This is a genomic window from Streptomyces sp. NPDC048337, assembly GCF_043201175.1.
GTDB lineage: Bacteria > Actinomycetota > Actinomycetes > Streptomycetales > Streptomycetaceae > Streptomyces.
Genome location: NZ_JBICYR010000017.1, coordinates 158,892 through 179,556 on the forward strand (window position 1 = coordinate 158,892; position 20,665 = coordinate 179,556).

Annotated in this window: 23 protein-coding genes; 12 read left to right on the top strand and 11 right to left on the bottom strand. The window is 73.6% G+C overall.

Going from position 1 to position 20,665, the window contains the following annotated elements; genetic code table 11:
* Positions 1 to 2 precede the first annotated feature (2 nt).
* From ACGFYU_RS25685 to ACGFYU_RS25695, 3 genes are read right to left on the bottom strand one after another with little or no spacing between them, the layout of a single operon-like run.
* Complete coding sequence (locus ACGFYU_RS25685; protein WP_393829663.1) at positions 3 to 1,337, bottom strand: AAA domain-containing protein; 1,335 nt, start codon at positions 1,335 to 1,337, stop codon at positions 3 to 5.
* Complete coding sequence (locus tag ACGFYU_RS25690; protein ID WP_393829664.1) at positions 1,334 to 2,905, bottom strand: hypothetical protein; 1,572 nt, start codon at positions 2,903 to 2,905, stop codon at positions 1,334 to 1,336. Before ACGFYU_RS25690 ends, ACGFYU_RS25685 begins: the two co-directional genes overlap by 4 nt.
* Complete coding sequence (locus ACGFYU_RS25695; RefSeq protein WP_393829665.1) at positions 2,893 to 4,038, bottom strand: hypothetical protein; 1,146 nt, start codon at positions 4,036 to 4,038, stop codon at positions 2,893 to 2,895. The genes ACGFYU_RS25690 and ACGFYU_RS25695 overlap by 13 nt, the downstream gene beginning before the upstream one ends.
* Positions 4,039 to 4,168: 130 nt before the next feature.
* Here ACGFYU_RS25695 and ACGFYU_RS25700 point away from each other — a divergent pair, with 130 nt between their 5' ends.
* Positions 4,169 to 4,765, top strand: a complete 597-nt coding sequence (locus tag ACGFYU_RS25700) for a histidine phosphatase family protein (RefSeq protein ID WP_393829666.1) — start codon at positions 4,169 to 4,171, stop codon at positions 4,763 to 4,765.
* Between the two features lie 25 nt (positions 4,766 to 4,790).
* Here ACGFYU_RS25700 and ACGFYU_RS25705 read toward each other — a convergent pair whose 3' ends face one another.
* Positions 4,791 to 6,098 carry a tetratricopeptide repeat protein gene (locus tag ACGFYU_RS25705; RefSeq protein ID WP_393829667.1) on the bottom strand — a complete coding sequence of 436 codons (1,308 nt, stop codon included), beginning with the start codon at positions 6,096 to 6,098 and terminating at the stop codon, positions 4,791 to 4,793.
* Between the two features lie 255 nt (positions 6,099 to 6,353).
* Between ACGFYU_RS25705 and ACGFYU_RS25710 the strand changes: the two genes are divergently transcribed.
* From ACGFYU_RS25710 to ACGFYU_RS25720, 3 genes are all read left to right on the top strand, one after another.
* Complete coding sequence (locus ACGFYU_RS25710; protein WP_393829668.1) at positions 6,354 to 6,731, top strand: hypothetical protein; 378 nt, start codon at positions 6,354 to 6,356, stop codon at positions 6,729 to 6,731.
* 17 nt (positions 6,732 to 6,748) lie between these two features.
* Entirely contained in the window at positions 6,749 to 7,636 is an 888-nt protein-coding gene (locus ACGFYU_RS25715; protein ID WP_393829669.1) for a spermidine synthase, read from the top strand.
* Between the two features lie 160 nt (positions 7,637 to 7,796).
* The gene (locus ACGFYU_RS25720) at positions 7,797 to 8,417 is read left to right on the top strand and encodes a class I SAM-dependent methyltransferase (protein WP_393829670.1); all 621 of its coding nucleotides are present in this window, start codon (positions 7,797 to 7,799) and stop codon (positions 8,415 to 8,417) included.
* Here the strand turns inward: ACGFYU_RS25720 and ACGFYU_RS25725 are convergent, their stop codons facing one another.
* Positions 8,418 to 8,957 carry a hypothetical protein gene (locus ACGFYU_RS25725; RefSeq protein WP_393829671.1) on the bottom strand — a complete coding sequence of 180 codons (540 nt, stop codon included), beginning with the start codon at positions 8,955 to 8,957 and terminating at the stop codon, positions 8,418 to 8,420.
* Between the two features lie 79 nt (positions 8,958 to 9,036).
* On the opposite strand from ACGFYU_RS25725, the gene ACGFYU_RS25730 reads away from it, so the two are divergent.
* The 6 genes from ACGFYU_RS25730 (at position 9,037) to ACGFYU_RS25755 (ending at position 13,192) form a co-directional block, all read left to right on the top strand.
* Complete coding sequence (locus ACGFYU_RS25730) at positions 9,037 to 9,723, top strand: response regulator transcription factor (RefSeq protein WP_215019570.1); 687 nt, start codon at positions 9,037 to 9,039, stop codon at positions 9,721 to 9,723.
* Positions 9,720 to 11,108, top strand: a complete 1,389-nt coding sequence (locus tag ACGFYU_RS25735) for a sensor histidine kinase (RefSeq protein WP_393829672.1) — start codon at positions 9,720 to 9,722, stop codon at positions 11,106 to 11,108. The genes ACGFYU_RS25730 and ACGFYU_RS25735 overlap by 4 nt, the downstream gene beginning before the upstream one ends.
* A 67-nt stretch (positions 11,109 to 11,175) precedes the next feature.
* Positions 11,176 to 11,340: a DUF5993 family protein gene (locus ACGFYU_RS25740; RefSeq protein WP_393829673.1), complete on the top strand. Its 165-nt coding sequence runs from the start codon at positions 11,176 to 11,178 to the stop codon at positions 11,338 to 11,340.
* An 11-nt stretch (positions 11,341 to 11,351) separates the two neighbouring features.
* Entirely contained in the window at positions 11,352 to 11,993 is a 642-nt protein-coding gene (locus ACGFYU_RS25745) for a disulfide bond formation protein B (RefSeq protein WP_393829674.1), read from the top strand.
* Positions 11,994 to 12,113: 120 nt separating this feature from the next.
* Positions 12,114 to 12,806, top strand: coding sequence for an NADPH-dependent F420 reductase (locus ACGFYU_RS25750; RefSeq protein ID WP_393829675.1), 693 nt, complete (start codon positions 12,114 to 12,116; stop codon positions 12,804 to 12,806).
* Between the two features lie 89 nt (positions 12,807 to 12,895).
* Positions 12,896 to 13,192, top strand: a complete 297-nt coding sequence (locus ACGFYU_RS25755) for a DUF3303 family protein (RefSeq protein ID WP_393829676.1) — start codon at positions 12,896 to 12,898, stop codon at positions 13,190 to 13,192.
* On the opposite strand, the gene ACGFYU_RS25760 is transcribed toward ACGFYU_RS25755, so the two are convergent.
* Positions 13,113 to 14,243, bottom strand: a complete 1,131-nt coding sequence (locus ACGFYU_RS25760) for an MFS transporter (protein WP_393829677.1) — start codon at positions 14,241 to 14,243, stop codon at positions 13,113 to 13,115. The genes ACGFYU_RS25755 and ACGFYU_RS25760 overlap by 80 nt on opposite strands.
* Positions 14,244 to 14,314: 71 nt before the next feature.
* Positions 14,315 to 14,815: a MarR family winged helix-turn-helix transcriptional regulator gene (locus ACGFYU_RS25765; protein ID WP_393829678.1), complete on the bottom strand. Its 501-nt coding sequence runs from the start codon at positions 14,813 to 14,815 to the stop codon at positions 14,315 to 14,317.
* A 156-nt stretch (positions 14,816 to 14,971) separates the two neighbouring features.
* Here ACGFYU_RS25765 and ACGFYU_RS25770 point away from each other — a divergent pair, with 156 nt between their 5' ends.
* Positions 14,972 to 15,793 carry an NAD(P)H-binding protein gene (locus tag ACGFYU_RS25770; protein WP_393829679.1) on the top strand — a complete coding sequence of 274 codons (822 nt, stop codon included), beginning with the start codon at positions 14,972 to 14,974 and terminating at the stop codon, positions 15,791 to 15,793.
* Here ACGFYU_RS25770 and ACGFYU_RS25775 read toward each other — a convergent pair.
* On the bottom strand, positions 15,790 to 16,392 hold the full coding sequence (locus ACGFYU_RS25775) for a TetR/AcrR family transcriptional regulator (protein ID WP_393829680.1): 603 nt from the start codon (positions 16,390 to 16,392) through the stop codon (positions 15,790 to 15,792). The two genes, ACGFYU_RS25770 and ACGFYU_RS25775, sit on opposite strands and share 4 nt — an antisense overlap.
* 98 nt (positions 16,393 to 16,490) lie before the next feature.
* Here ACGFYU_RS25775 and ACGFYU_RS25780 point away from each other — a divergent pair, with 98 nt between their 5' ends.
* Positions 16,491 to 17,306, top strand: a complete 816-nt coding sequence (locus ACGFYU_RS25780) for an SDR family oxidoreductase (protein WP_393829681.1) — start codon at positions 16,491 to 16,493, stop codon at positions 17,304 to 17,306.
* Positions 17,307 to 17,395: 89 nt separating this feature from the next.
* On the opposite strand, the gene ACGFYU_RS25785 is transcribed toward ACGFYU_RS25780, so the two are convergent.
* The 3 genes from ACGFYU_RS25785 to ACGFYU_RS25795 are packed head-to-tail and all read right to left on the bottom strand — an operon-like array spanning position 17,396 to position 20,561.
* Positions 17,396 to 18,736 (bottom strand): GH1 family beta-glucosidase, encoded by a 1,341-nt coding sequence (locus ACGFYU_RS25785; RefSeq protein WP_393829682.1) that lies wholly within the window; start codon positions 18,734 to 18,736, stop codon positions 17,396 to 17,398.
* Positions 18,733 to 19,557, bottom strand: a complete 825-nt coding sequence (locus ACGFYU_RS25790; protein WP_393829683.1) for a carbohydrate ABC transporter permease — start codon at positions 19,555 to 19,557, stop codon at positions 18,733 to 18,735. Before ACGFYU_RS25790 ends, ACGFYU_RS25785 begins: the two co-directional genes overlap by 4 nt.
* The gene (locus ACGFYU_RS25795) at positions 19,554 to 20,561 is read right to left on the bottom strand and encodes a carbohydrate ABC transporter permease (RefSeq protein ID WP_393829684.1); all 1,008 of its coding nucleotides are present in this window, start codon (positions 20,559 to 20,561) and stop codon (positions 19,554 to 19,556) included. The genes ACGFYU_RS25790 and ACGFYU_RS25795 overlap by 4 nt, the downstream gene beginning before the upstream one ends.
* Between the last annotated feature and the right edge of the window lie 104 nt (positions 20,562 to 20,665).

Below are 20,665 nucleotides of genomic sequence, written 5' to 3' on the forward strand. Positions count from 1 at the left end.
CCTCAGGCCCGCCAGGCGACGCGGTGTTCGGCGAGGTGCGCCAGGACCGCCATGTTGGCCTCCCAGCCATCAGGGAACTTCACCGTCACGCCCAGCTGGACCGGCTCCGTCGACGGGTGGTTGTCCAGGAGTTCCGCTATGCCCGCCCGGGCCACCACCACGCACGCGTGCCGGTGCCGGGAGGCCAGCACGCACAGGCGGCCCGTCTCCAGGTGGAAGGCCGTCGCGTCCGGGCGGCCCGAGAGGGGGTGGAGGACCACCGTCAGGTCGTACTCGCGGCCCTGGAGGCGGTTCGCCGTGTCCACCGTGACACCCGTGACGCCGAGCGAGGCCAGTGCCGCGCGGACCGCGGCCGCCTGGTCGCGGTGGGCGGTGCCGACGGCGATGCGGTCGGGGGTGAGGGGGGACGGATCCGAGGACTGCTCGTCGCTGGTGACCGTTCCGCGGTCCAGGGCGCGGCGGACCACCAGGGCCACGGCGTGCACCGCCTCCGGGTCGTTGCGCGGGGTGTGCCGCGCGGGCAGCTCCAGCAGGCCCCACCCCGACTCGGCGGCCTCGTCCAGGACCCGGTCGGGGCCCGACCCGTCCGAGGGGACCCCGTACGACAGCAGCCGCTCGCCCGGCCCCGTACCGCTGCGGAACTGCGTGTACGGGTAGAAGGCGCGCGAGACCAGCGGCGCCGCCGTCGCCGGGAGCCGCCAGGACACGGGCAGCCGGTGCTGCGGCAGCTGCGGGTTGTGCGCGAGGAGGGTCGACACCGCCGAGGCGGAAGGGTCGTAGGACAGGCCGGCCCACTGCTCCGCGCCGACCACGCTGAAGGGGTCGAGCTGCCCCGGGTCGCCCACGAACAGCGCCCGCTCGAACAGCCCGGCCACGGCCAGCAGCGCGTCCGAGCGCATCTGGTAGGCCTCGTCCACGATCGCGTGCTCCCACGGTTCGACGTCCTTGACGAAGGCCCACTTCGCCGCCGTGGAAATGGTGACGGGGAGCTCGGCCAGGTCGCCGGGCTTGGCCGACAGGGTGACCGAGGGGAGCTCCCGCAGCGCCGGGTCGTAGGCGTCGCCGTCGCTGCTGTGCAGCCGGCCGACCTTCAGCTCCGGATCCTTGTCGGCGAGCCGCAGCACCAGGTCGTCGACCTGCGCGTTGGTCTGCGCGACCACCATCAGCCGGCGCCCGGCCGCGGCCAGCTCGCGGGCGGCGCGCACCACGAGGGTGGACTTGCCGGCCCCGGGCGGGGAGTCGACGACCACGCCCCGCTCGGTCCCGTGCAGCGTGTCGTGCAGGATGGCGGCGGTCGCCTCGGCGGCCGCGGCCCCCGGGTCGAAGGTCGCGGTCACAGAAGATCCTCGTCGGTCACGGCGTCGGGCAGCGGGATGGCGGCGGCGGATCCGGGCGGGCCCCCGTGCGTCCACGGGGTGTTCTCCGGATCGGGCAGCTTCGGGCCGCCGCGCGCGTCGTGCTCGAAGAGCGTCCAGCACACCCGGTCGCCCTTCTCCGGCACCGAGCCGGGCTCCGGGTCCCGGCCGCGGCCCATCTTGTCCAGCAGGCGCAGCACCAGCCCGCCGTCCTCCTCGAAGCGCACGAACCGCGCGCTCTGCGGGCGCCCGTCCAGCGACCGGTACACCTTCCCGCCGCCGTCCTCCGCGAGCTGCGGCCGGTCCTCCGTGGCCACCGTCACCAGCGGGCGCGGACTCGGCCGCTTCGACTCCGTCCACTCCATCACCACCTCGGTGACCTCACCGGCGAAGGCCTCGCCCGCGAGCCGCCGGCCCGCCATCACCAGGGGGTCGTCCAGCGCCTCCTGGGCGTCGAGCCGTACCTGCTCGGTCTCCCGGGTGGCCAGCTTCTGCGCCGCCGTCACCGCGTCGTCCCGGCGCGGCTGCGGCGGCTCGCCCGCCCGTACGCGGTCGCGGTGGCCGGTGTAGGACCAGCGGTCGCGGGTCCAGCGCTCCTCGGCCCGCTCGCCGGGCGGCAGGGCGCGCAGCAGGTCCACCGAGCGCCACACCGCCTCCCAGGTGGGCCGCATCTGGGCCGCGACCAGGGCCCGTACCTCGGCCTCCGCGCGCGCGAGCGCCCGTTCGTCCCGGGGGTCCGCGGAGCGCGCGGCGTCGTACCGGGCCACGGCGGGGGCCAGCAGCCCGTTGTCGAAGGCCGGATCGGTGGCCGGGCCGGCGGGCGGGACCAGCAGCGAGCCGTCCCGGTCCCGGGCCAGCTCGGCGCGCAGGGCCGCCTCCGCGCCGGACGCGCCCTCCGGCGGGCTTATCCACGCCAGCAGGGCGCCCAGGTGCTGGTCCTCCAGGTTGCTCTGACCGGTGGCCCAGTGCCGGGACAGCAGGTCCGTCGCCGACAGCAGCATCGAGGAGCCGGGCACCCGCGAGCGCTCCGCGAGGTGCGTGAACCAGCGCCCCAGCATCGGCACCCGCGCGGGCGCCGGATACGGATTCTCCGGATCCTCCTCGGCCGTACGCCGGAACCGCATCGACCGGCCCAGCAGCCGTACGTACTCGATGCCCGCCCGGCTCGGCACGATCAGCTGCGGTGCGTCCAGGCACAGTTCGGCCTCGACCTTGACCCTCTTGCCCGTCTCCGGATCGGCCTCGCTGCGCTCCACGAGCTCGACCTCGTCGCCGTACGCGTCCACGTAGGGCAGGACCTCGTCCGCGAGGTCGGCCAGGAAGGACCAGCGCAGATCGCGGTCGCGCGGCTGCGGCACGACCAGCAGCCGGGGCTCCCGCGGATCGGTGCCGACCAGGGCGCCCAGCGGGGCCCCGGCCTCGCCCGCCGTCGTCAGCGGTACGAAGACCAGCGGGCGCTCGCTCAGATGCCGGTGCCGTACGGTCGCGAGCGGCTGGGCTCGGCCCGCCCGCAGGGCCTCCAGCCGGGCCAGGGTGCTCAGGAGGGACATGCGCTCGCCTCCGCCGCCAGGTCCAGGGCCTCGGCGCGCAGCCGGGCCGCGTGGTGCAGGGCCGCCGCGGTGGGATCGTCGGCGGGGCCGTGCCCGGTGGCAGCCGCGAGGGCCGCCTCGACGGTGGTCAGCGCGCCCAGCTCGCCCCGTACGGAACGGCCCAGCGCGGTCACCTCGTCGGCGGCGCGGGCCCGGTCCCGGCAGTGGAAGGCCAGCTCGCAGGCGGCCAGGCACTCGGGGGCGTAGGAGGCGTCCACGGCGGCGACCGCCTCGGCCAGCTCCTCGGCGGTCCGCGACGGGTCGAAGCTGAGGCCCGCGGGCAGGGCCGCGGCCAGCTCCTCGACCCGGGTCAGCCGGTCCAGCTGACGCCGGGTCACGGAGCGCTCGCGGCGGATGTCGACGGGCGAGGCGGTGGGCAGGTTGGAGAAGTCCTTGGGGCAGACCAGCAGCACGGTGTGCCCGACCTCGGCGCCGGCCAGCTTCTCGGCGGTCTTCTCCAGGGCGAGCACGTACACGGCGGCCTGACGGGCGGCGGCGCCCACCTTCGCGGCGTCGGCGGACCCGTCGATCATCGGGAACGACTTGATCTCCACCACGGTCCAGCGGCCGTCGGGATGCACGACGACGGCGTCGGGCTCCAGATAGGCGGGCGAGCCGGCCACCTCCAGGGCCAGCATCGGGTGGTCCAGCAGGGTCCAGGCCCCCGCGGAGGTGGCTTCGCGCAGGGCGAGCGCGGTGCGGGCGGCGCGGCCCTCGGGCCCGGCGGCGGCCAGGTCGGGGACCGGGGCGCCGGGGCCGGGGGGCTCGGCGCCGGGGTCGAGGTGGTCGTGGACCAGCCGCAGCAGCTCGGCTCCGCCGTCGCCCTTGACCTTGGCCTCGAAGGAGTTCCCGCGGACGATGGCGAACTGCGACTGCCCGAAGGAGGCGGGCGAGCCGAGGGCCGAGGCGAGGGCGGTCTTGTCGACGCCGGCGCCGTCGAGCAGGGCGCGTCTGCCACAGCCGGGGTTGGCGGCGAGGGCCGCCAGTGCCCGGGCGTCGAGCGGGCGGGGCGGCACGGCGGGGCCGCGCAGGCCGGCGAGCCGCTGCCGCAGTGTCGTCGGCGGCGCGGGGCTGCTGGGCGGGTAGGAGCTCACGGGCGGAAGTGTCCCATCCGCCACTGACAATCGAGGACTTACACCGGAAAGCCGGGAAAACGGCCGCGGGGCCGGGTGGTGTTCATGTGATGGATGATGGACGGAACCATCACGTACCGGGAGAGAACACATGGCCCCCCGCATCCTGCTGGCCCGCCACGGCCAGACGGCATGGTCCCAGCTGGGCAAGCACACCGGGCGCACGGACGTGCCGCTGCTGGAGGAGGGCAAGCGGGGCGCGAAGCTCCTCGGCGAGCGGCTGGCCCGCGACCCGTGGAAGGGCCTGCCCGGCCTGGAGGTCCGCACCAGCCCGCTGGTGCGCGCGAGCGAGAGCTGTGACCTGGCGGGCTTCGGGGCGCAGGCGGACCCGTGGCACGCGCTGATGGAGTGGGACTACGGCGACTACGAGGGCATGACCCCGGCCGAGATCCAGGCGATCCGCCCCGGCTGGCTGATCTGGCGCGACGGGGTCCCGGGCGGCGAGTCCGTCGCCGATGTCGCGGCGCGCGCGGACGAGGTCGTCGCGTGGGCCCGCTCGGCGGAGCGCGACGTGCTGGTCTTCGCCCACGGGCACATCCTGCGGACGCTGGCCGCGCGCTGGCTCGGCTTCGAGGCGTCGTTCGGGGCCCGCATCCGGCTGGACCCCACTTCCCTCTCGGTCCTCGGCTGGGCGTACGGGGCCCCCGCGCTGGAGCGCTGGAACGACACGGGCCACCTGGACGCGTAACGCGGCGATCGGGGCCGCGCCCCGGTCACACGGTGGCGTGGCGGGTCAGGAAGGCGCCCACTCGGGGGGAGCGCTGGTGGGGGACGAGCGTGCGGGCCGTTTCCGACAGCATGGACCGGATCCGCGTCGACTGGACCTCGGTCAGCAGGTCCAGCACCCGCCCACCGGCCCAGGCGGCCTCGTCGGGCGCCCCCGCATGGGCCAGGTCACCGGCCAGCTCCGCGGTGTAGAGGGCCACGTTCCGGGCGAAGTGCGGATCCTGCAGGTCGGCGGCCCGCCGCGCGTGCCGGGCCGCGCGGGCGTGCTCGCCGAGGGTCGCCCAGCACCTGGCCTCCAGGTACTCCAGCTCGGCCTCGCCGAAGAAGGACATCCACTCGGGGTCCGCCCCCGCCTCCCCCCGGGAGAACTCCGTGTGGGCCCGAGTCAGCGCCTCCTCGCACGCCTTGCGGTCCGCCAGCCCCGCCCAGCCCCCCGCCTCCCGGAGGGCCAGGAGGGAGAGCAGCCGCGGGGAGCCCAGCGAGCGCGCGGCGCGGCGGCCCGCCTGGGCCGCCCGTACGGCCTCGCGCGAGCGCCCGCAGTCCCGTGCCAGGAACGCCATGTTGCTGAAGGCGTGCGCCTCCAGGCCCGCGTCCCCCGCCACCCGGGCCGTGGCGAGGGCCTCCGCGTAGTGCGAGCGGGCGTCGTCGAAGCGCCCGGAGTCGTGGGCCAGCCAGCCGACCGAGACGGCCAGTTCACCGGCGCCCGCGTGCAGCCGGTCCTCGGTGGACTGCCGGGTGGCCCCCGCGTCGAGCAGCGCGTACGCGGTGCGCAGGGGCTCGGCGGCCCTGCGGTAGAGGGCGTCGGCTCCGTGCCGGTCGTCCAGGAGCCGGATCTGGCGTACGGCGTCCTCGACGGCGGCGGCCTCGGACTCGCCGGCGCGGGAGGGGAGCCGGCGGGTGTCGCCGAGCAGGGTGAGGCCGATCGTCGCGGCCGCCACGGTCGCGGAGCCGCCCGCCATGAACGCGCGACGCAGCACGTCGCTCTCCTTGAAGCCGGAATGGGAGCCGGAACGGCCGATGAGCTGCGCCGAGCGGCCGCGGACGGCCTCGCGCGGCGAGAACCCGAGGTCGGCCAGGGTGCGGCCGGGGAACATGTGGAGGAAGACCCGCTCGTACGCGTAGTTGGGGCAGCGGATCTCGCCGGACTCGACCCGGCCGATGTAGCGGGCGTCGCAGGAAACCGTTTCGCCGATCTCCTTCGCCGCCCGGCGTACCAGCGCCGCGAACTCGGCCGGGGAGTGCTGCCCGCGCAGCCGCCGGAACGTGGAGTTGGGTGAGTGGGGGGACGCCGCCATGGACGTGGCCTCTCTGGCAAGGAACGCAGTGCCGGTGCTGTGGCAGGTGGAGTAAAGGTGGGCCCGGCGCGCATGAACGTACCGCCAGCGAGGGGTCGCGCATGCGGTGTTTGGCTACAAAAGGGATATCTCACCCGCCATCCGCCATGAACTGCCATCCTTTGCAGCGTCTTGCCGCCGCACCCGTTGACGTTCCCGTGCGTTGAACCCATGCGGATACGGATCGAGGAGGGGTTCCCCTTGATGGAGGGCGGCATGGAGAGCACTGGAACGAACACGGATCTGGACCTCGTGACCGTGCCCGCCCGGCAGGGACTGGAGGCGGTGGACATCATCCGCCGGGCCGCCAGCCAGGCCGGCGGGGTCGGCCCGGTCCTGCACGACGGCTCCGGCGACACCCTCGGCTTCCTCGTCCCGCCCGGCACCGCCGACGCCTGGGACCTGCCGGGCAGCGCGTGTACGCAGACCGACGGGCGCGGGATGCGCTTCGGCGACGCGGTCTCGCCGACCGCCGGCGCCACGGGGTGGCTGCTCCCGCCGGACGCCGTCGGCCCGGTCACCGACCCCGAGGTGCTGCGGGCGGCGCTCGGCGAGGCGGCCCGGCTGATCGAGGCCGCCGACAACTGCCGCTGACCGGCGACAATGGGGTCGTGGCAGGCAAGGACAGAGGCAAGGGCAGCAGGCAGCAGCAGCGCGGACGCGGCGCCGCCGAGCCGGTCGTCGGACAGGTGGGCGGCGGCCGGGCGGAGCTGGCGCCGGACCGGGAGCGCGCGGACGCCTGGACCCTGCTGATCGACGGGGCCCCGCAGTCGCACGTGGACCTGGCCGACCCCGGGTACCTGGACTTCGCGTACCAGCGGCGGATCGGCCACCTGATCGACCTCGCCGCCCCCGCCCGGCAGCCCCTGAACGTGGTGCACCTCGGCGGCGGCGCCTTCACCCTCGCCCGCTACACCGCCGCCACCCGCCCCCGCTCCACCCAGCAGATCGTGGAGATCGACGCCGAGCTGGTGGCCTTCGTGCGGGAGCACCTGCCGCTGGATCCGCAGGCGCGGGTCCGGGTCCGCGCCGTGGACGCGCGGGCCGGCCTGGCCAAGGTGCCGGACGGCTGGGCGGACCTGGTGATCGCGGACGTGTTCAGCGGGGCGCGCACCCCGGCGCACCTGACGAGCACCGAATTCCTGGACGACGTACGCCGTGCCCTCGCGCCCACCGGGTGGTACGTGGCCAACCTGGCGGACGGTCCGCCGCTCGCGCACCTGCGGGGGCAGATCGCGACGGCCGCGTCCCGGTTCGCGGAGCTGGCGCTGGCCGCGGACCCCGTGGTGTGGCGGGGGAAACGCTTCGGCAACGCGGTCCTGGTGGCCGCCGACCGGGAGTTGCCGGTCGCCGAGTTCACCCGCCGCGTCGCGAGCGATCCGCACCCGGGCCGGGTCGAGCACGGCCGCGCCCTGGCGGACTTCGCGGGCGGCGCGGCGCCCGTCGCGGACGCCTCGGCGGTGGCCTCGCCGCAGCCCCCGCCCTCGGTGTTCCGCTAGGAGAACGCTTGGGGAGCAGGGCTTCGGGGGCTTCACGGGATGCGGACGGAGAACGTTCGGACAAAGATCGGCGGAGGACTCCCGGAGGGCGGCCGCCATGCGTAGCCTGTGCGCATCCGGGAGGGCTGCCCCTCTACGACGCGTCAGGAGACGGCCGACGATGTCTGATTTCCCCGCCAACCCCGAAACCCCCAGCACCGCCACCTCCGACTACACGAAGCGGCTCGCCCGCCTCGAGCAGAACGGGATCAAGCGGCTGCTGCCCACGCAGGCGCCGTACCGGTGGAACCTGCAGAGGCTGAAGCTGGGCCGGGTCCTGGACATCGGCTGTGGCCTGGGGCGGAACCTGCTGAACTGCGGCCCGAACAGCGTCGGAGTCGACCACAACCCGCACTCCGTGCAGACCTGCCGCGAGCGCGGACTGACCGCCTACACCCCCGACGAGCTGGCCGCCGCGCCGGACTGCGGGCCGGGGTCCTTCGACAGCCTGCTCGCCGCCCACCTGCTGGAGCACGTGGACGAGGACACGGCGGCCTCGATCCTGGAGCAGTACCTTCCGCTGGTGAAGCCGGGCGGCTCGGTCGTCTTCATCACCCCGCAGGAGGTCGGCTTCCGCTCCGACGCCACCCACATCCGCTGGGTCGGCTTCGAGGAGCTGCTCCGCCACGCGAGCCGCGCCGGGATCGCGGTGAAGCGCACCTATTCCTTCCCGTTCCCCCGCCCCATGGGCAAGGTCTTCCCGTACAACGAGTTCGTACTGGTGGGCACGCTGCCGGCGTGATCAGGGGTCGACGATCTCCACCGCCGGCGCGTGGTCGTGCCAGGTGCAGAACGCCGACACCTCGCGGCCGTCCTTGGTGAAGGTGACCCGGATCCAGTACTCCTGCTTCCACACCTGCATCCGCCAGCCGGCCGCCGGGGTCGCCGAGACCAGCTCGGCCGAGGAAGCCCCGAGGGAGAAGACGACCTGCCCGCCGGAGAGCGGGTAGGCCTTCACGTCGCCCTGGTCCCCGCCGTCCGTCTTCTGGCCGGTGGAGCGGGGGCTTGGCGAGGCCTTCTGCGAGGGCTTGGCGGACGGCGGCACCGCGGACGGCGAGGCGGAGGGGCTCGCGGAGGCGGAGGCGGACGGCGCGGGGGACGGCGACTCCGCCAGCTGCGCGCGGTGCGTCGAGGAGGACAGCGGCTGCCCGGCCAGCGGCACCGCGAGCGGCGGATCGTAGGCCGTGCCCGACATGACGGTGTGCACGCCCCACCAGGACAGCGTCACCGCCGCCCCGGTCGCCAGCGTCCAAGCCATGGCATGTACAAGTCCTCGCAGCATCGAGGGACATACTGCACCACCTGCCACAAGAGCCGCTCGGCCCCTCCCCGGGTCCCCCGAATGGGCTACCGTGCGGGCCATGGCAAGTGTGCTCGTGGTCGAGGACGACCAGTTCGTACGTTCCGCCCTCATCCGGCACCTGACCGAGGCCTCGCACACCGTGCGGAGCGTCGGCACCGCCCTGGAGGCCCTGCGCGAGGTCGCCCACCACCGCTTCGACGTGGTCATCCTCGACCTCGGGCTGCCCGACCTCGACGGGTCGGAGGCGCTCAAGATGCTGCGCGGCATCACCGACGTACCCGTGATCATCGCGACCGCGCGCGACGACGAGGCGGAGATCGTCCGGCTGCTCAACGACGGCGCCGACGACTACCTGACCAAACCTTTCTCCGTCGAGCACCTGTCCGCCCGGATGGCCGCCGTCCTGCGCCGCTCGCAGGCCGCCGCGGCCGAGCCCCCCTCGCGCGTCCTGCGCGTCGGCGGGCTGGCCATCGACCCGCTGCGCCGCCAGGCCGAGCTCGACGGGACCGTACTGGACCTCACGCGCCGGGAGTTCGACCTGCTGGCCTTCCTCGCCGGGCGGCCCGGGGTGGTCGTGGCCCGGCGCGAGCTGCTCGCCGAGGTCTGGCAGCAGTCGTACGGGGACGACCAGACCATCGACGTCCACCTGTCCTGGCTGCGCCGCAAGCTCGGCGAGACCGCCGCCCGGCCCCGCTACCTGCACACGCTGCGGGGCGTCGGGGTGAAGCTGGAGCCGCCCCAGTGAGGTGGGCACTGGTCAAGGTGTGCCTCGCGGTCACCGTCATGGTGGTCGTGGCCTTCGCGGTGCCGCTCGGGCTCGTCGTCAAGGAGATGGCCAGCGACCGGGCGTTCTCCAACGCTGAGCGGCAGGCCGCCACCATCGGGCCGACCCTGTCGATCACCACGGACCCGGTGCAGCTGCGCAAGGCCGTGGAGTCCACGCAGATGGGCGCGGCCCGGCGGATGGCCGTCCACGTGCCCGCGATCGGCGGCAGCGCGCCGGTGGACATCGGCGAGGGCCGGGCGGGCGAGCGCGTCGTCGCCGAGACCCGGCGGATCGGGCGTGCCACGTCGGCCTCGGTCGCGGGCGGCGGCTCGGCGCTGCTCCAGCCGATCGCGCTCGGCTCCGGGGACATCGCCGTCGTGGAGATCTACGTACCGGAGAGCGAGGTCAGCAATGGCGTCACGACCGCCTGGCTGATCCTCGCGGGCGTCGGACTGGCGCTGATCGTGGGCTCGGTGGCGGTCGCCGACCGGCTCGGCGCCCGGCTGGTCCGGCCGGCCGAGCGGCTCGCGGACGCCGCGCACCAGCTGGGCGAGGGCCGGCTGGGGGCCCGGGTACCCGAGGCCGGGCCGAAGGAACTCCGCTCGGCGGCCGTCGCGTTCAACGCGATGGCGGACCAGGTCGTGGAACTCCTCGCCAACGAGCGGGAGCTGGCCGCCGACCTGTCGCACCGGCTGCGGACGCCGCTGACGGTGCTGCGGCTCAACGCGGCCTCGCTCGGGGACGGCCCGGCCGCCGAGCAGACCCGTGCCGCCGTGGAGCAGTTGGAGCGGGAGGTCGACACGATCATCCGTACGGCCCGCGAGCAGCGCCCCGCGACCGGCCTTTCCGGCGCGGGCGTGAATGCCGGCTGCGACGCCTCCGAGGTGATCCGCGACCGGATGGCCTTCTGGTCGGCGCTGGCGGAGGACGAGGGCCGCGAGGTGCGGCTCGCGGGGGTGGACCGTACGGTACGGATCCCCGTGGCGCGCCCCGAACTGGCCGCCGCCCTCGACGCCATGCTCGGCAACGTCTTCCGGCACACCCCCGAGGGCACCCCCTTCGCGGTGGACGTCCACGACGCCTCGGACGCGGTCATCGTGCTCGTATCGGACGCGGGCCCCGGCATCGCCGACCCGGACGCCGCCCTGCGCCGAGGCAACGACGGCGCCCGCGACGGGTCGACGGGCCTCGGACTGGACATCGTGCGCCGGGTCGCGGAGTCGACCGGCGGCGACGTACGGCTGGGGCGCTCGGTGCTCGGCGGGACCGAGGTGCGGGTCTGGATCGGCGTGGACGGCCGCACCCGCGGCGGCCCGGGCGGGGTCCGGACCCGGCGCGCCCGGCGCAAGCGGCGCAGCAACTGACGTAACGGGGGAGGGCCGGGGGCGCGCCTCGTGGGCGGCATGTCCGTGGATCGGTACGGTCCGCGGCATGGACACCCTCATCTTCGGCGGCCTCCTCGCCACGCTGATCGCCATGTACCGGGAGTCGTCCCGGATGGTCGTGCTCGGAGCGTGGTGGATCATGCTGCTCGCCGTGATCCTGCTGATGGCACACCACATCACCAGCAGCCTCGCCCTGAATCTGAGCTACTGACGGTGGCCGCGATGCACAGCCTCCTCCCGGAGGCGGCGCCGACGGGCGGCCTGCTCGGGCGGGCCCAGTACTGGTTCGCGTGCTTCTTCGCCGTCGGCTGGACGGGTGTGGTCTGCGGCGGCCTCTTCTACCAGTTCGGGCTGTGGGAGTACCCGTGCCCGCTCTGCATCGTGCAGCGGATGTTCATGCTGCTGGCGGCGATGGGCGCCGCGTCGGTCGTCCGGGCGGCGCTGTCGCACGGTGTGGTGAGCGGCCGCGACTACATGATGGGCTGGGGCCTGTCCCTCGTCGGGGTGATCGCGGGTTCCTTCGCCTCCTGGCGGCAGACGATGCTGCACATCCTGCCCGGCGACAAGGGCTACGGGAGCGAGGTCTTCGGCCTGCACCTGTACGTGTGGGCGTGGATCCTCTTCCAGGCCTCGGTGGTCGCCGTCGGCATCGTCATGGCCTTCGCCCACTCGACGGCGGCCCGGACCGTCCCGGCGACCGCGCCGGGACCGCTGCGGACGGCGGGGATGCTCGCGCTGTGGTTCCTGGGGCTGGTGATCGCGGTCAACATCGTGGCGGTCTTCTTCGAGGAGGGCTTCCACTGGTTCCTGCCGGACGACCCGACGAGATACCAGTTCTTCTACGACGTGGGGATCCTGGACTGACAGGTATCGCCGTACCGAAGGGCGGACGGGCCCGGAATTCCCTGCGGGCCGGTGTAGTTGGGGCTGCGGGAAGCCGGAACGCCCGGGCTTCCGGAGCTTCCGCGTGAAGGGAATTCCGCAATGCGCTACGCAATACTCGGAACAGGGATCGTGGGCCGTACGGTGGCCGCCCGGCTCGTCTCCCTGGGGCACGACGTCGTCATCGGCACGCGTGACCCCGCCACCACGCTGGCCCGTACCGAACCGGCCGCCACCGGGGTCCCGGTTCCCCCGTACGCCTCGTGGCGGGCCGAGCACCCGCAGGTGGAGCTCTTGACCTTCGCGGAGGCCGCCCGGCAGGGCGAGGTCCTCGTCAACGCCACCGGTGGCCGGGTCAGCATCGACGCGCTGACCGCGGCGGACGCCGGGCACCTCGAAGGCAAGGTGCTGATCGACATCGCCAACCCGCTCGACTTCTCGGGGGGCTGGCCGCCCGTGCTCGACCCGGTGAACACCGACAGCCTCGGCGAGCTCATCCAGCGGACCTTCCCGGGGCTCCGGGTGGTCAAGACGCTCAACACCATGACCAGCGCGGTGATGGTCGAGCCGGCCCGGGTGTCCGGCGACCACAACGTCTTCCTGTCCGGCGACGACGAGGACGCCAAGAAGGAGGTGCGCGAGCTGCTGCTCTCCTTCGGCTGGCCGGAGGCGAGCATCCTCGACCTCGGCGGCATCCAGACGGCGCGGGGCGTGGAGATGGTGCTGCCGATCTGGCTGCAGCTGATGGGGAAGTTCGGCCACGCCGACTTCAACTTCCATATCCAGGGGGCGTAGTACCCGTACAGCGGCCGCCCGTACGGTCGCGGAGATGTTGCCGCGCCGTCCGGGCCCGCCCAGGGTGGCCCTGACGGAAGGAGCCGCGCATGAGAGTCATGCTCAGGGCCCATTTGGACACGGCAGCCTCGAACGAGGGCATCAAGAGCGGGGCCCTGCCCCAGGCGGTCAAGAGGCTGTTGGAGAAGGTCAGGCCGGAGGCGGCCTACTTCGGCCTGCACGAGGGCGTGCGGTCCTGCTGGATCGTCTTCGACCTGCAGGACAGCGCGACGATGCCGTCGCTGTCGTGGGAGTTGTTCCAGGACTTCAACGCCGAGATCGAGGTCGGTCCGGTGATGACGGCCGAGGAGATGGGGAAGGCGCTGGGGGCGCTGCAGTCCTCGTAGCGGCGACGACTGACAGGGCGGCGGAGGCGGCCACGGCCGCGCACGCCACGGCGAAGGCCGCCCGGTAGCCGTAGGTGGCGGCCAGGGGTCCCGAGGCGGCCGCCGCCACCGCCTGGCCGAGGATCAGGCCGCTGGCGACCACGGTCATGGCCTCGCCCATCCGCGCGGCCGGACCGGTGCGCTCCACCAGACCGAAGAGCGCGATCAGGTGCGGGGCCACGGCCAGCCCGATGCCGGAGACGGCGAGGGTGGCGCCGATCAGCCCCGACACGGCGAGCAGTGGCAGCGTGAGGACCGCCTGGACGGCGATCGTCCACCGCAGCCGCGCGGTCAGATCCGCCGACCCGGGCCGGGCCACCGTGACGAGTCCGGCGATCGAGCTGGTCACGGCCATGGCCGCCCATATCAGCCCGGCCGCGCCCGGCTGGTGCAGGGACTCGGCGAGCGCGTTGACCCCGGTGTTGGCGCTGCTCCACGCGGCGCCCTGGAGCACGGACATCGCGAAGAGCAGCACCAGCCCGGGCGACCACAGCCGTACGTCGGCCCGCGCGCCCGGGGCCGGGGAGGTGGGGCCGGGAGCGGTCGGATGCACCGCGAAGAGAGATCCGAACACCAGGATCAGCCCGGCCGCGAGCACGAGGGCCGACGCGGGGTGCACGGTCACGGCGAGGATCCCGGCCAGCGCCGGGCCGAACACGAAGCCGACCTCGTCCAGGGTGGTGTCGAAGGACAGGGCCGACCCCAGCAGTCGCTTGTCCGCGCCGGCCAGCCGCGCCCAGCGGGCCCGGGCCAGCGGCCCGACCTGGGGGACGGTGAGCCCGGCCGCGACGGCGAGGGCCATGCGGGGGGCGAGCGGCAGGCCGGAGAGGACGGCCGTGACGAGGGCGGTGAGGGCGGCGGCGTTCGCGGCGCAGGCGACGAGCAGCACGTTGCGGTGGCCGCGGCGGTCGCCGAGGCGGCCGATGACGGGGCCGCCGAGTGCCTGGCCGAGCCAGAGCGCGGCGGCGACGGTGCCGGCGGCACCGATGCCGTCGCGTTCGTTGACGAGCATGAGCGTTCCGATGGGGCAGAGCGCGGCGGGCAGGCGCGCGAGGAACGCGTTGGCCTCTTCGGAAGACCCTGTCAGCCGGCTTCGCCGGAGGTCAGCCGCTTGGCCTGGGCCCGGCCGACCTCGGCGGCGCGGTGCAGGTAGTCGGCGATGACGGCGAGTTCGGAGTCGGAGTAGTTCTCCAGCACGGCGCCGAAGGCCCGGCCGGGGGTGTCCCAGGCGGCGCCGATCCGCTTGCGGGCCTCGGGGGAGAGGGAGACGAGCGAGCGGCGGCGGTCGTGGGGGTCGGCGTGCCGCTCGACGATGCCCGCCTTGACCATGCGGTCGACGAGGCGGGTGGCGGAGCCGGAGGTCAGGCCGGTGAGGCGGGCGATGTCGCCGGTGCTGACGGGGCCGGGCTCCATGTCGAGGAGGGCGACGCACTGCATGTCGGTGGGGTGCAGGCCGACGTGGTCGGCCATGGCCTGGTTGAAGAGGGAGTAGTCGGCGTAGTGCCGCTGGCTTTCGGTGACGATGCGCGCGAGCAGCTCCGCGCGGCTCCACTCATCACCCGTACGAGGGGAATCGGTTGACATCGGCTTCTCCATGCTCCAAATTTATCTGTGTGGCGCAGAGAATGCGCAACGCAGAATCTGTGTCACGGATCTATCGTATCGAGGATCCGCCCGACCCAGAACATCCGAGCACGTCAGAACGTCCGAGCGCGTCAGATCGAGAGAGAAGGAATCGTCATGTCGATCCTCGTCACCGGCGGCCGCGGCGCCGTCGCCCGCGGACTCTCCGCCCTCCTCACCTCCCGCGGCATCCCGCACCGCCTCGCCTCCCGCGAGCCGGACCGCGCCGATACCGTCCACTGCGACCTCTCCGACCCTGTGACCTTCCCCGGCGCCCTCGAGGGGGTCCGCTCCGTCTTCCTCTACGCCGAGGCCGCCGGAATCGACGCCTTCGTCAAGGAGGCCGTCGCCGCCGGGGTCGAGCACGTCGTGCTCCTGTCCTCCTCCTCGGTGCTCTCCCCCGATGCCGCCGACAGCCCGCTGTCCGCGTCCCATCTCGCCGTCGAACAGGCCCTGACGGCCTCCTCGCTGCGCACCACCCTGCTGCGCCCCGGGTCCTTCGCGAGCAACGCCCTCGGCTGGGCCTGGTCGTTGAAGTCCGGCCGCCCGGTCCACCTGCCCTACCCCGGCGCCTACTGCGACCCCGTCCACGAGGCCGACCTCGCGGAGGCCGCCTGCGCCGTGCTCACCGACTCCGCCCTCGGGGGCCGCGCCTACACCCTGACCGGACCGCAGTCGCTGACCTTCGCGGCCCAGCTCGCGATACTCGGCCGGGCTCTCGGCCGGCCCATACCCTTCGAGGCCGTCACCGCCGAGCAGTGGAAGTCCGAGGTCGACGGCTACATACCCGGCTCCTACGCCGACGCCCTGCTCGACTACTGGGCCTCCACGGACGGCCTCCCGGTCGACCTCACCGATGCGGTGGAGCACCTCACCGGCCACCCGGCCCGCACCTTCGAGACCTGGGTGAACGACCACGCCGACGCCTTCGGCGCCTAGGTCGACGGGGTGTCGGCGCCCTGGGGGAGGGAGTCGATCCAGCGCTCCAGGCGGCGGGCCTCTGCGGTCATGAGGTCCGGGTCGCGGAAGGTGTTGGTGAGGAGTGAGACACCCTGGTAGGCGGAGATCAGGGCGACGGCGAGATCGCGGGCGTCGGCGCGGCCCATCGCCCGGAACTGCTGCTCGGTCCAGTCGAGCAGGGTCCGGATGACCTGGGCGATGGACTGGTCGAGTCCGTCGGCGCGCTTGTCGAGTTCCGAGGCGAGGGTGCCGGTGGGGCAGCCGTGGCGGGCGGTGAGATCGCGCTGCTCGGCCCAGCCGTTCACGAGGGCCTTCAACCGGTCCTGGGGGGTGGGGAGTTCGTCGAGCCTGCCGATCAGGCCCTGGAGGCTCTGGGCGTGGGCGTCGATCGCGGCCTCGACGAGCTGGTCCTTGGTCTTGAAGTAGTAGTAGACGTTGCCCACCGGGACGTCCGCCGCCTGGGCGATGTCCGCGAGCGTGGTCTGGGCGATGCCCTGTTCGTGGAGCACCTGGGCCGCGGCGGCCGCGAGCCGTTCCCGCTTGCCGGAGGTTCGCCGGGCCTTCTTTGAGTCAGTCACCTGACTAACTGTAGACGCGTGAGGGGGAAGCGGCTATGGTCAGAAGTGAGTCAGCCAACTAACTGAGTCGGTTGTTCATCAACGCATAGGGGGATGCTGTGATCGTGGTGACAGGTGCGACGGGCAATGTCGGACGGGAGCTCGTACGGATCCTGGCCGCGGCGGGGGAGCAGGTGACCGCCGTGTCCAGGAAGCCCGCGGAGGTGCCCGACGGGGTCCGCCACCATCAGGCCGACCTCGCCGAGCCGGAGGGGCTGCTGCCCGTGCTCGAAGGGGCGGAGGCGCTGTTCCTGCTCGTCGCCGGCGAGGACCCGCAGGGCATCCTCGACCGGGCACGGGCGGCCGGGGTCGGACGGGTCGTCCTGCTCTCCACCCAGGGCGTCGGCACCCGCCCCGAGGTCTATGGGCACGCCGCCGCATTCGAAGCGGCGGTCCGCCGGTCCGGCCTGGAGTGGACGGTCCTGAGGTCCGGCGGCCTGAACTCCAACGCCTTCGCCTGGGCCGAGTCGATCCGTACGGGGCGCACGGCCGCGGCCCCCTTCGGCGACGTCGGGCTGCCGACCGTCGACCCGGCGGACGTCGCCGAGGTGGCGGCCGCCGCCCTGCGGGAGCCCGGGCACACCGGCCGGACCTACGAGCTCACCGGACCGGCGTTGACCACCCCGCGGGAGCGGGCGGAGGAGATAGGCGCGGCCCTGGGCGAGTCCGTGCGGTTCGTCGAGCAGACCCGTGAGGAGGCCGCCGCCCAGATGCTGGCCTTCATGCCCGAACCGGTCGTGGAGGGCACCCTCGCGATCCTCGGCGCACCGCTGCCCGCCGAACTGGTGCCGAGTCCCGCCGTGGAGCGGATACTCGGCCGCCCGGCCCGTCCCTTCGCCGACTGGGCGGCCCGCTCCGCCCCGGCCTTCCGCTGACGCCTGCTGCAGCCGGGCCACAGCGAGCAGCGGCCGGGGGTCGGCCGCGGCCGGGCCGCGACCGTGCGGTGAGGCGCATGGCGGCGAACCTACGAGCCCGCCCGCAGCGCCCCCGTCCGGGCCAGCCGCGCGTACCAGTGCGCGCTGGAGCGCGGGGTGCGGGCCTGGGTCTCGTAGTCGACGTGCACGATGCCGAAGCGCTTGCTGTAGCCGTAGGACCATTCGAAGTTGTCCATCAGCGACCAGAGGAAGTAGCCCTCCACCGGGGCGCCGTCGGCCAGGGCCCGGTGGACCTCGGCCAGGTGGGCCTCCAGGTAGCGGATGCGCGCCGGGTCGTGCAGGTCCGGTGCGTACGCCGCCCCGTTCTCGGTGACCAGCAGCGGCAGGCCGGGTGCCTCGCGGGCGCAGCGTTCGAGCAGGTCGTACAGGCCGGTCGGGTCGATCGACCAGCCCATGTCGGTCCGCTCGCCGGGGGGTTGGTGGAAGGCCACGTCCTCGGCTCCCGGCCAGGGGGAGTGCTCCCCGCCGCCGTGTCCGTCGTCGCGCGGGCCGTCGGAGGCCGCCGAGACCACCGTCGGCGTGTAGTAGTTCACGCCGAGGAAGCCCAGCGGCCGGTGGATCAGCGCCTCGTCGCCGGGGCGGACGAACGACCAGTCCGTCACGGAGGCGGTGTCCGCGAGGAGGTCCCGGGGGTAGGCCCCCCGCAGCAGCGGCTCGGTGAAGATCCGGTTGGCGAGGGCGTCGATCCGGCGCGCGGCGTCCAGATCGGCCGCCGAGCCGGTCAGCGGCCGTACCGCGCCGAGGTTGAGCGCGATGCCGGTCCTCGCCGAGGCGGGCAGCGCGGCGGCGGCTAGGCCGTGCGCCAGGTTGAGGTGGTGGGCGGCGCGCAGCGAGTCCGCGGGGGAGGTGCGGCCGGGGGCGTGCACCCCGGAGCCGTAGCCGAGGAAGGCGCTGCACCAGGGCTCGTTGAGGGTGGTCCACAGCTCCACCCGGTCGGCCAGCGCCGCCGAGACCTGGGAGGCGTACTGGGCGAAGGCGTACGCCGTCTCCCGTTCCGGCCAGCCCCCCTCGGTCTCCAGCTCCTGCGGCAGGTCCCAGTGGTACAGGGTCACGCAGGGCTTGATCCCGTACGAGAGCAGCTCGTCGACGAGCGCGTCGTAGAAGCCGATCCCGCCGGCCAGCACCCGCGGCCAGGACACCGAGAACCGGTAGGCTCCCAGCCCCAGTTCGGCCATCAGCCGGACGTCGTCCCGCCACAGCCGGTGGTGGTCCACGGCGACCTCGCCGGTGTGGCCGCCGTACACCTTGCCCGGCGTACGGCAGAACGTGTCCCAGATGGACGGCTCGCGCAGCCCGGCCGCCCCCTCGATCTGGAAGGCCGCGGTGGCCGTGCCCCACAGGAACCCGTCTGGGAACCGTGCGTCTGTCATCCCTTCACCGCTCCCTGCATGATGCCGCCGACGATCTGGCGGCCGAAGACGAGGAACACCAGCAGCAGCGGGAGCGTGCCCAGCAACGCGCCCGCCATGATCACCGACTGGTCGGGGATGTAGCCCCGGCCCAGCCCGGTCAGGGCCACCTGCACCGTCGGGCTGCCGTTCTGGGTCAGCGCGACGATCGGCCAGAAGAAGTCGTTCCAGGCCATGACGAAGGTCAGCATGGCCAGCACCGCCATCGCCGGCCGGGCCGCCGGGAACACCACGTGCCACACGATCCGCAGCGAACTCGCCCCGTCCGTGCGCGCCGCCTCCACCAGCTCCACCGGCAGGGACTGCCCCAGGTACTGGCGCATGAAGAACACCCCGAAGGCGGACACCAGCGTCGGCAGGATCACCGCCTGGAGCCGGTCGGTCCAGGACAGCTGCGCGATCAGCATGTACAGCGGGACCACGCTCAGCTGAGGTGGGATCAGCATCGTCCCGACCACCAGCGCCATCAGCAGCCGGCGCCCCCGGAAGCGGAGCCGGGCGAAGGCGAAGCCCGCCAGCGTGGAGAACGCCACCGTGCCCGCCGCGACCGTGCCCGCCACGACCACGGTGTTCAGCAGCGCCGTGCCCATGTTGGCATCGGTCCAGGCCACTTGGAGGTTGCGCCCCAGGTTCCCGCCGAACCAGAACGGCGGCGGCGTCTGCGCCAGCCGGGTGTTGCTCCGGGAGGCCGCGATTGCCGTCCATACGAGGGGGAAGAGGGAGCCGACGGTGAACAGGGCGAGCACCACGTAGGTGAGCCGGCCCGCGCGCAGTGATCTCATCGGGAGGCCTCCCTTCCGCGCAGCAGCCGCGCCGCGCCCGCGATGACCAGCAGGATCAGGAACATCGCCCACGCGATCGCCGAGGCCCGCCCCAGGTGCAGGTTCACCCACCCCTGCTCGTACAGGTACAGCCCCAGCGTCTGGAACTGGTGGTCCGAGCCGCCCGTCGCGCCCGCCCCGCCGTTGAACAGCAGCGGCTCGCCGAACAGCTGCGTCGCCCCGATCGTCGACACCACACAGGTGAAGAAGATCGTCGGCCGCAGCGAGGGCACGGTCACGTGCCGGAACTGCTGCCACCGCGAGGCCCCGTCCAGCGCCGCGGACTCGTAGAGCTCGCCCGGCACGGCCTGCATGGCCGCCAGGTAGATCAGCGCGTTGTAGCCGGTCCACCGCCAGATCACGATGGTGGAGACCGCCAGCTGGGAGGCGAAGGTGCCGTTCTGCCAGTCCACCGCGTCGAAACCGACCGCCGACAGGGCCCAGTTGACCATCCCGTGGTCCCGGCCGAAGAGCAGCACGAAGACGAGCGTGGCGGCCGCCACCGAGGTCGCGTACGGGGTGAGCACCGCGACCCGGAAGAAGGCGGAGCCGCGCAGCCTGTAGTTCAGCAGGTGGGCCAGGCCCAGCGCGATGGCGAGCTGCGGCACCGTGGAGAGCAGACCGATGGTGACGGTGTTGCGCAGGGCGTTCCAGAAGAACGCGTCGTCCCACAGCCGGGTGAAGTTCCTCAGCCCCACCCACGTCATCGAGTCCGGGTCGGTCAGCTCCACCTGGTGCAGCGCCGCCCAGCCCGTGTAGAGGAGCGGGAAGAGCCCGAAGGCGGCGAAGAAGAGGAAGAAGGGCGCCACGAAGGCGTACGGGCTCCAGCGCAGGTCCCACCGGTACCGGCGCGACCGCCACACCTCGCTCCGCGGGCCCCGACCACCCCCCTCCGCCTTCCCCGCGGGGCGCTTCCTCGCGGGGCGTGAGGCGGAGGGGGAGACCAGGGCGGTTTCGTCGCTCATCGGCGCACCGCCCCCGGGTCCCCCGCCGAGCGGCGCGCCAACCCCACCTGCGGCCACGCCCGAGCCACCGCCCCACCCGGCGTCAGCCCGCTCGCCGGCCCGGT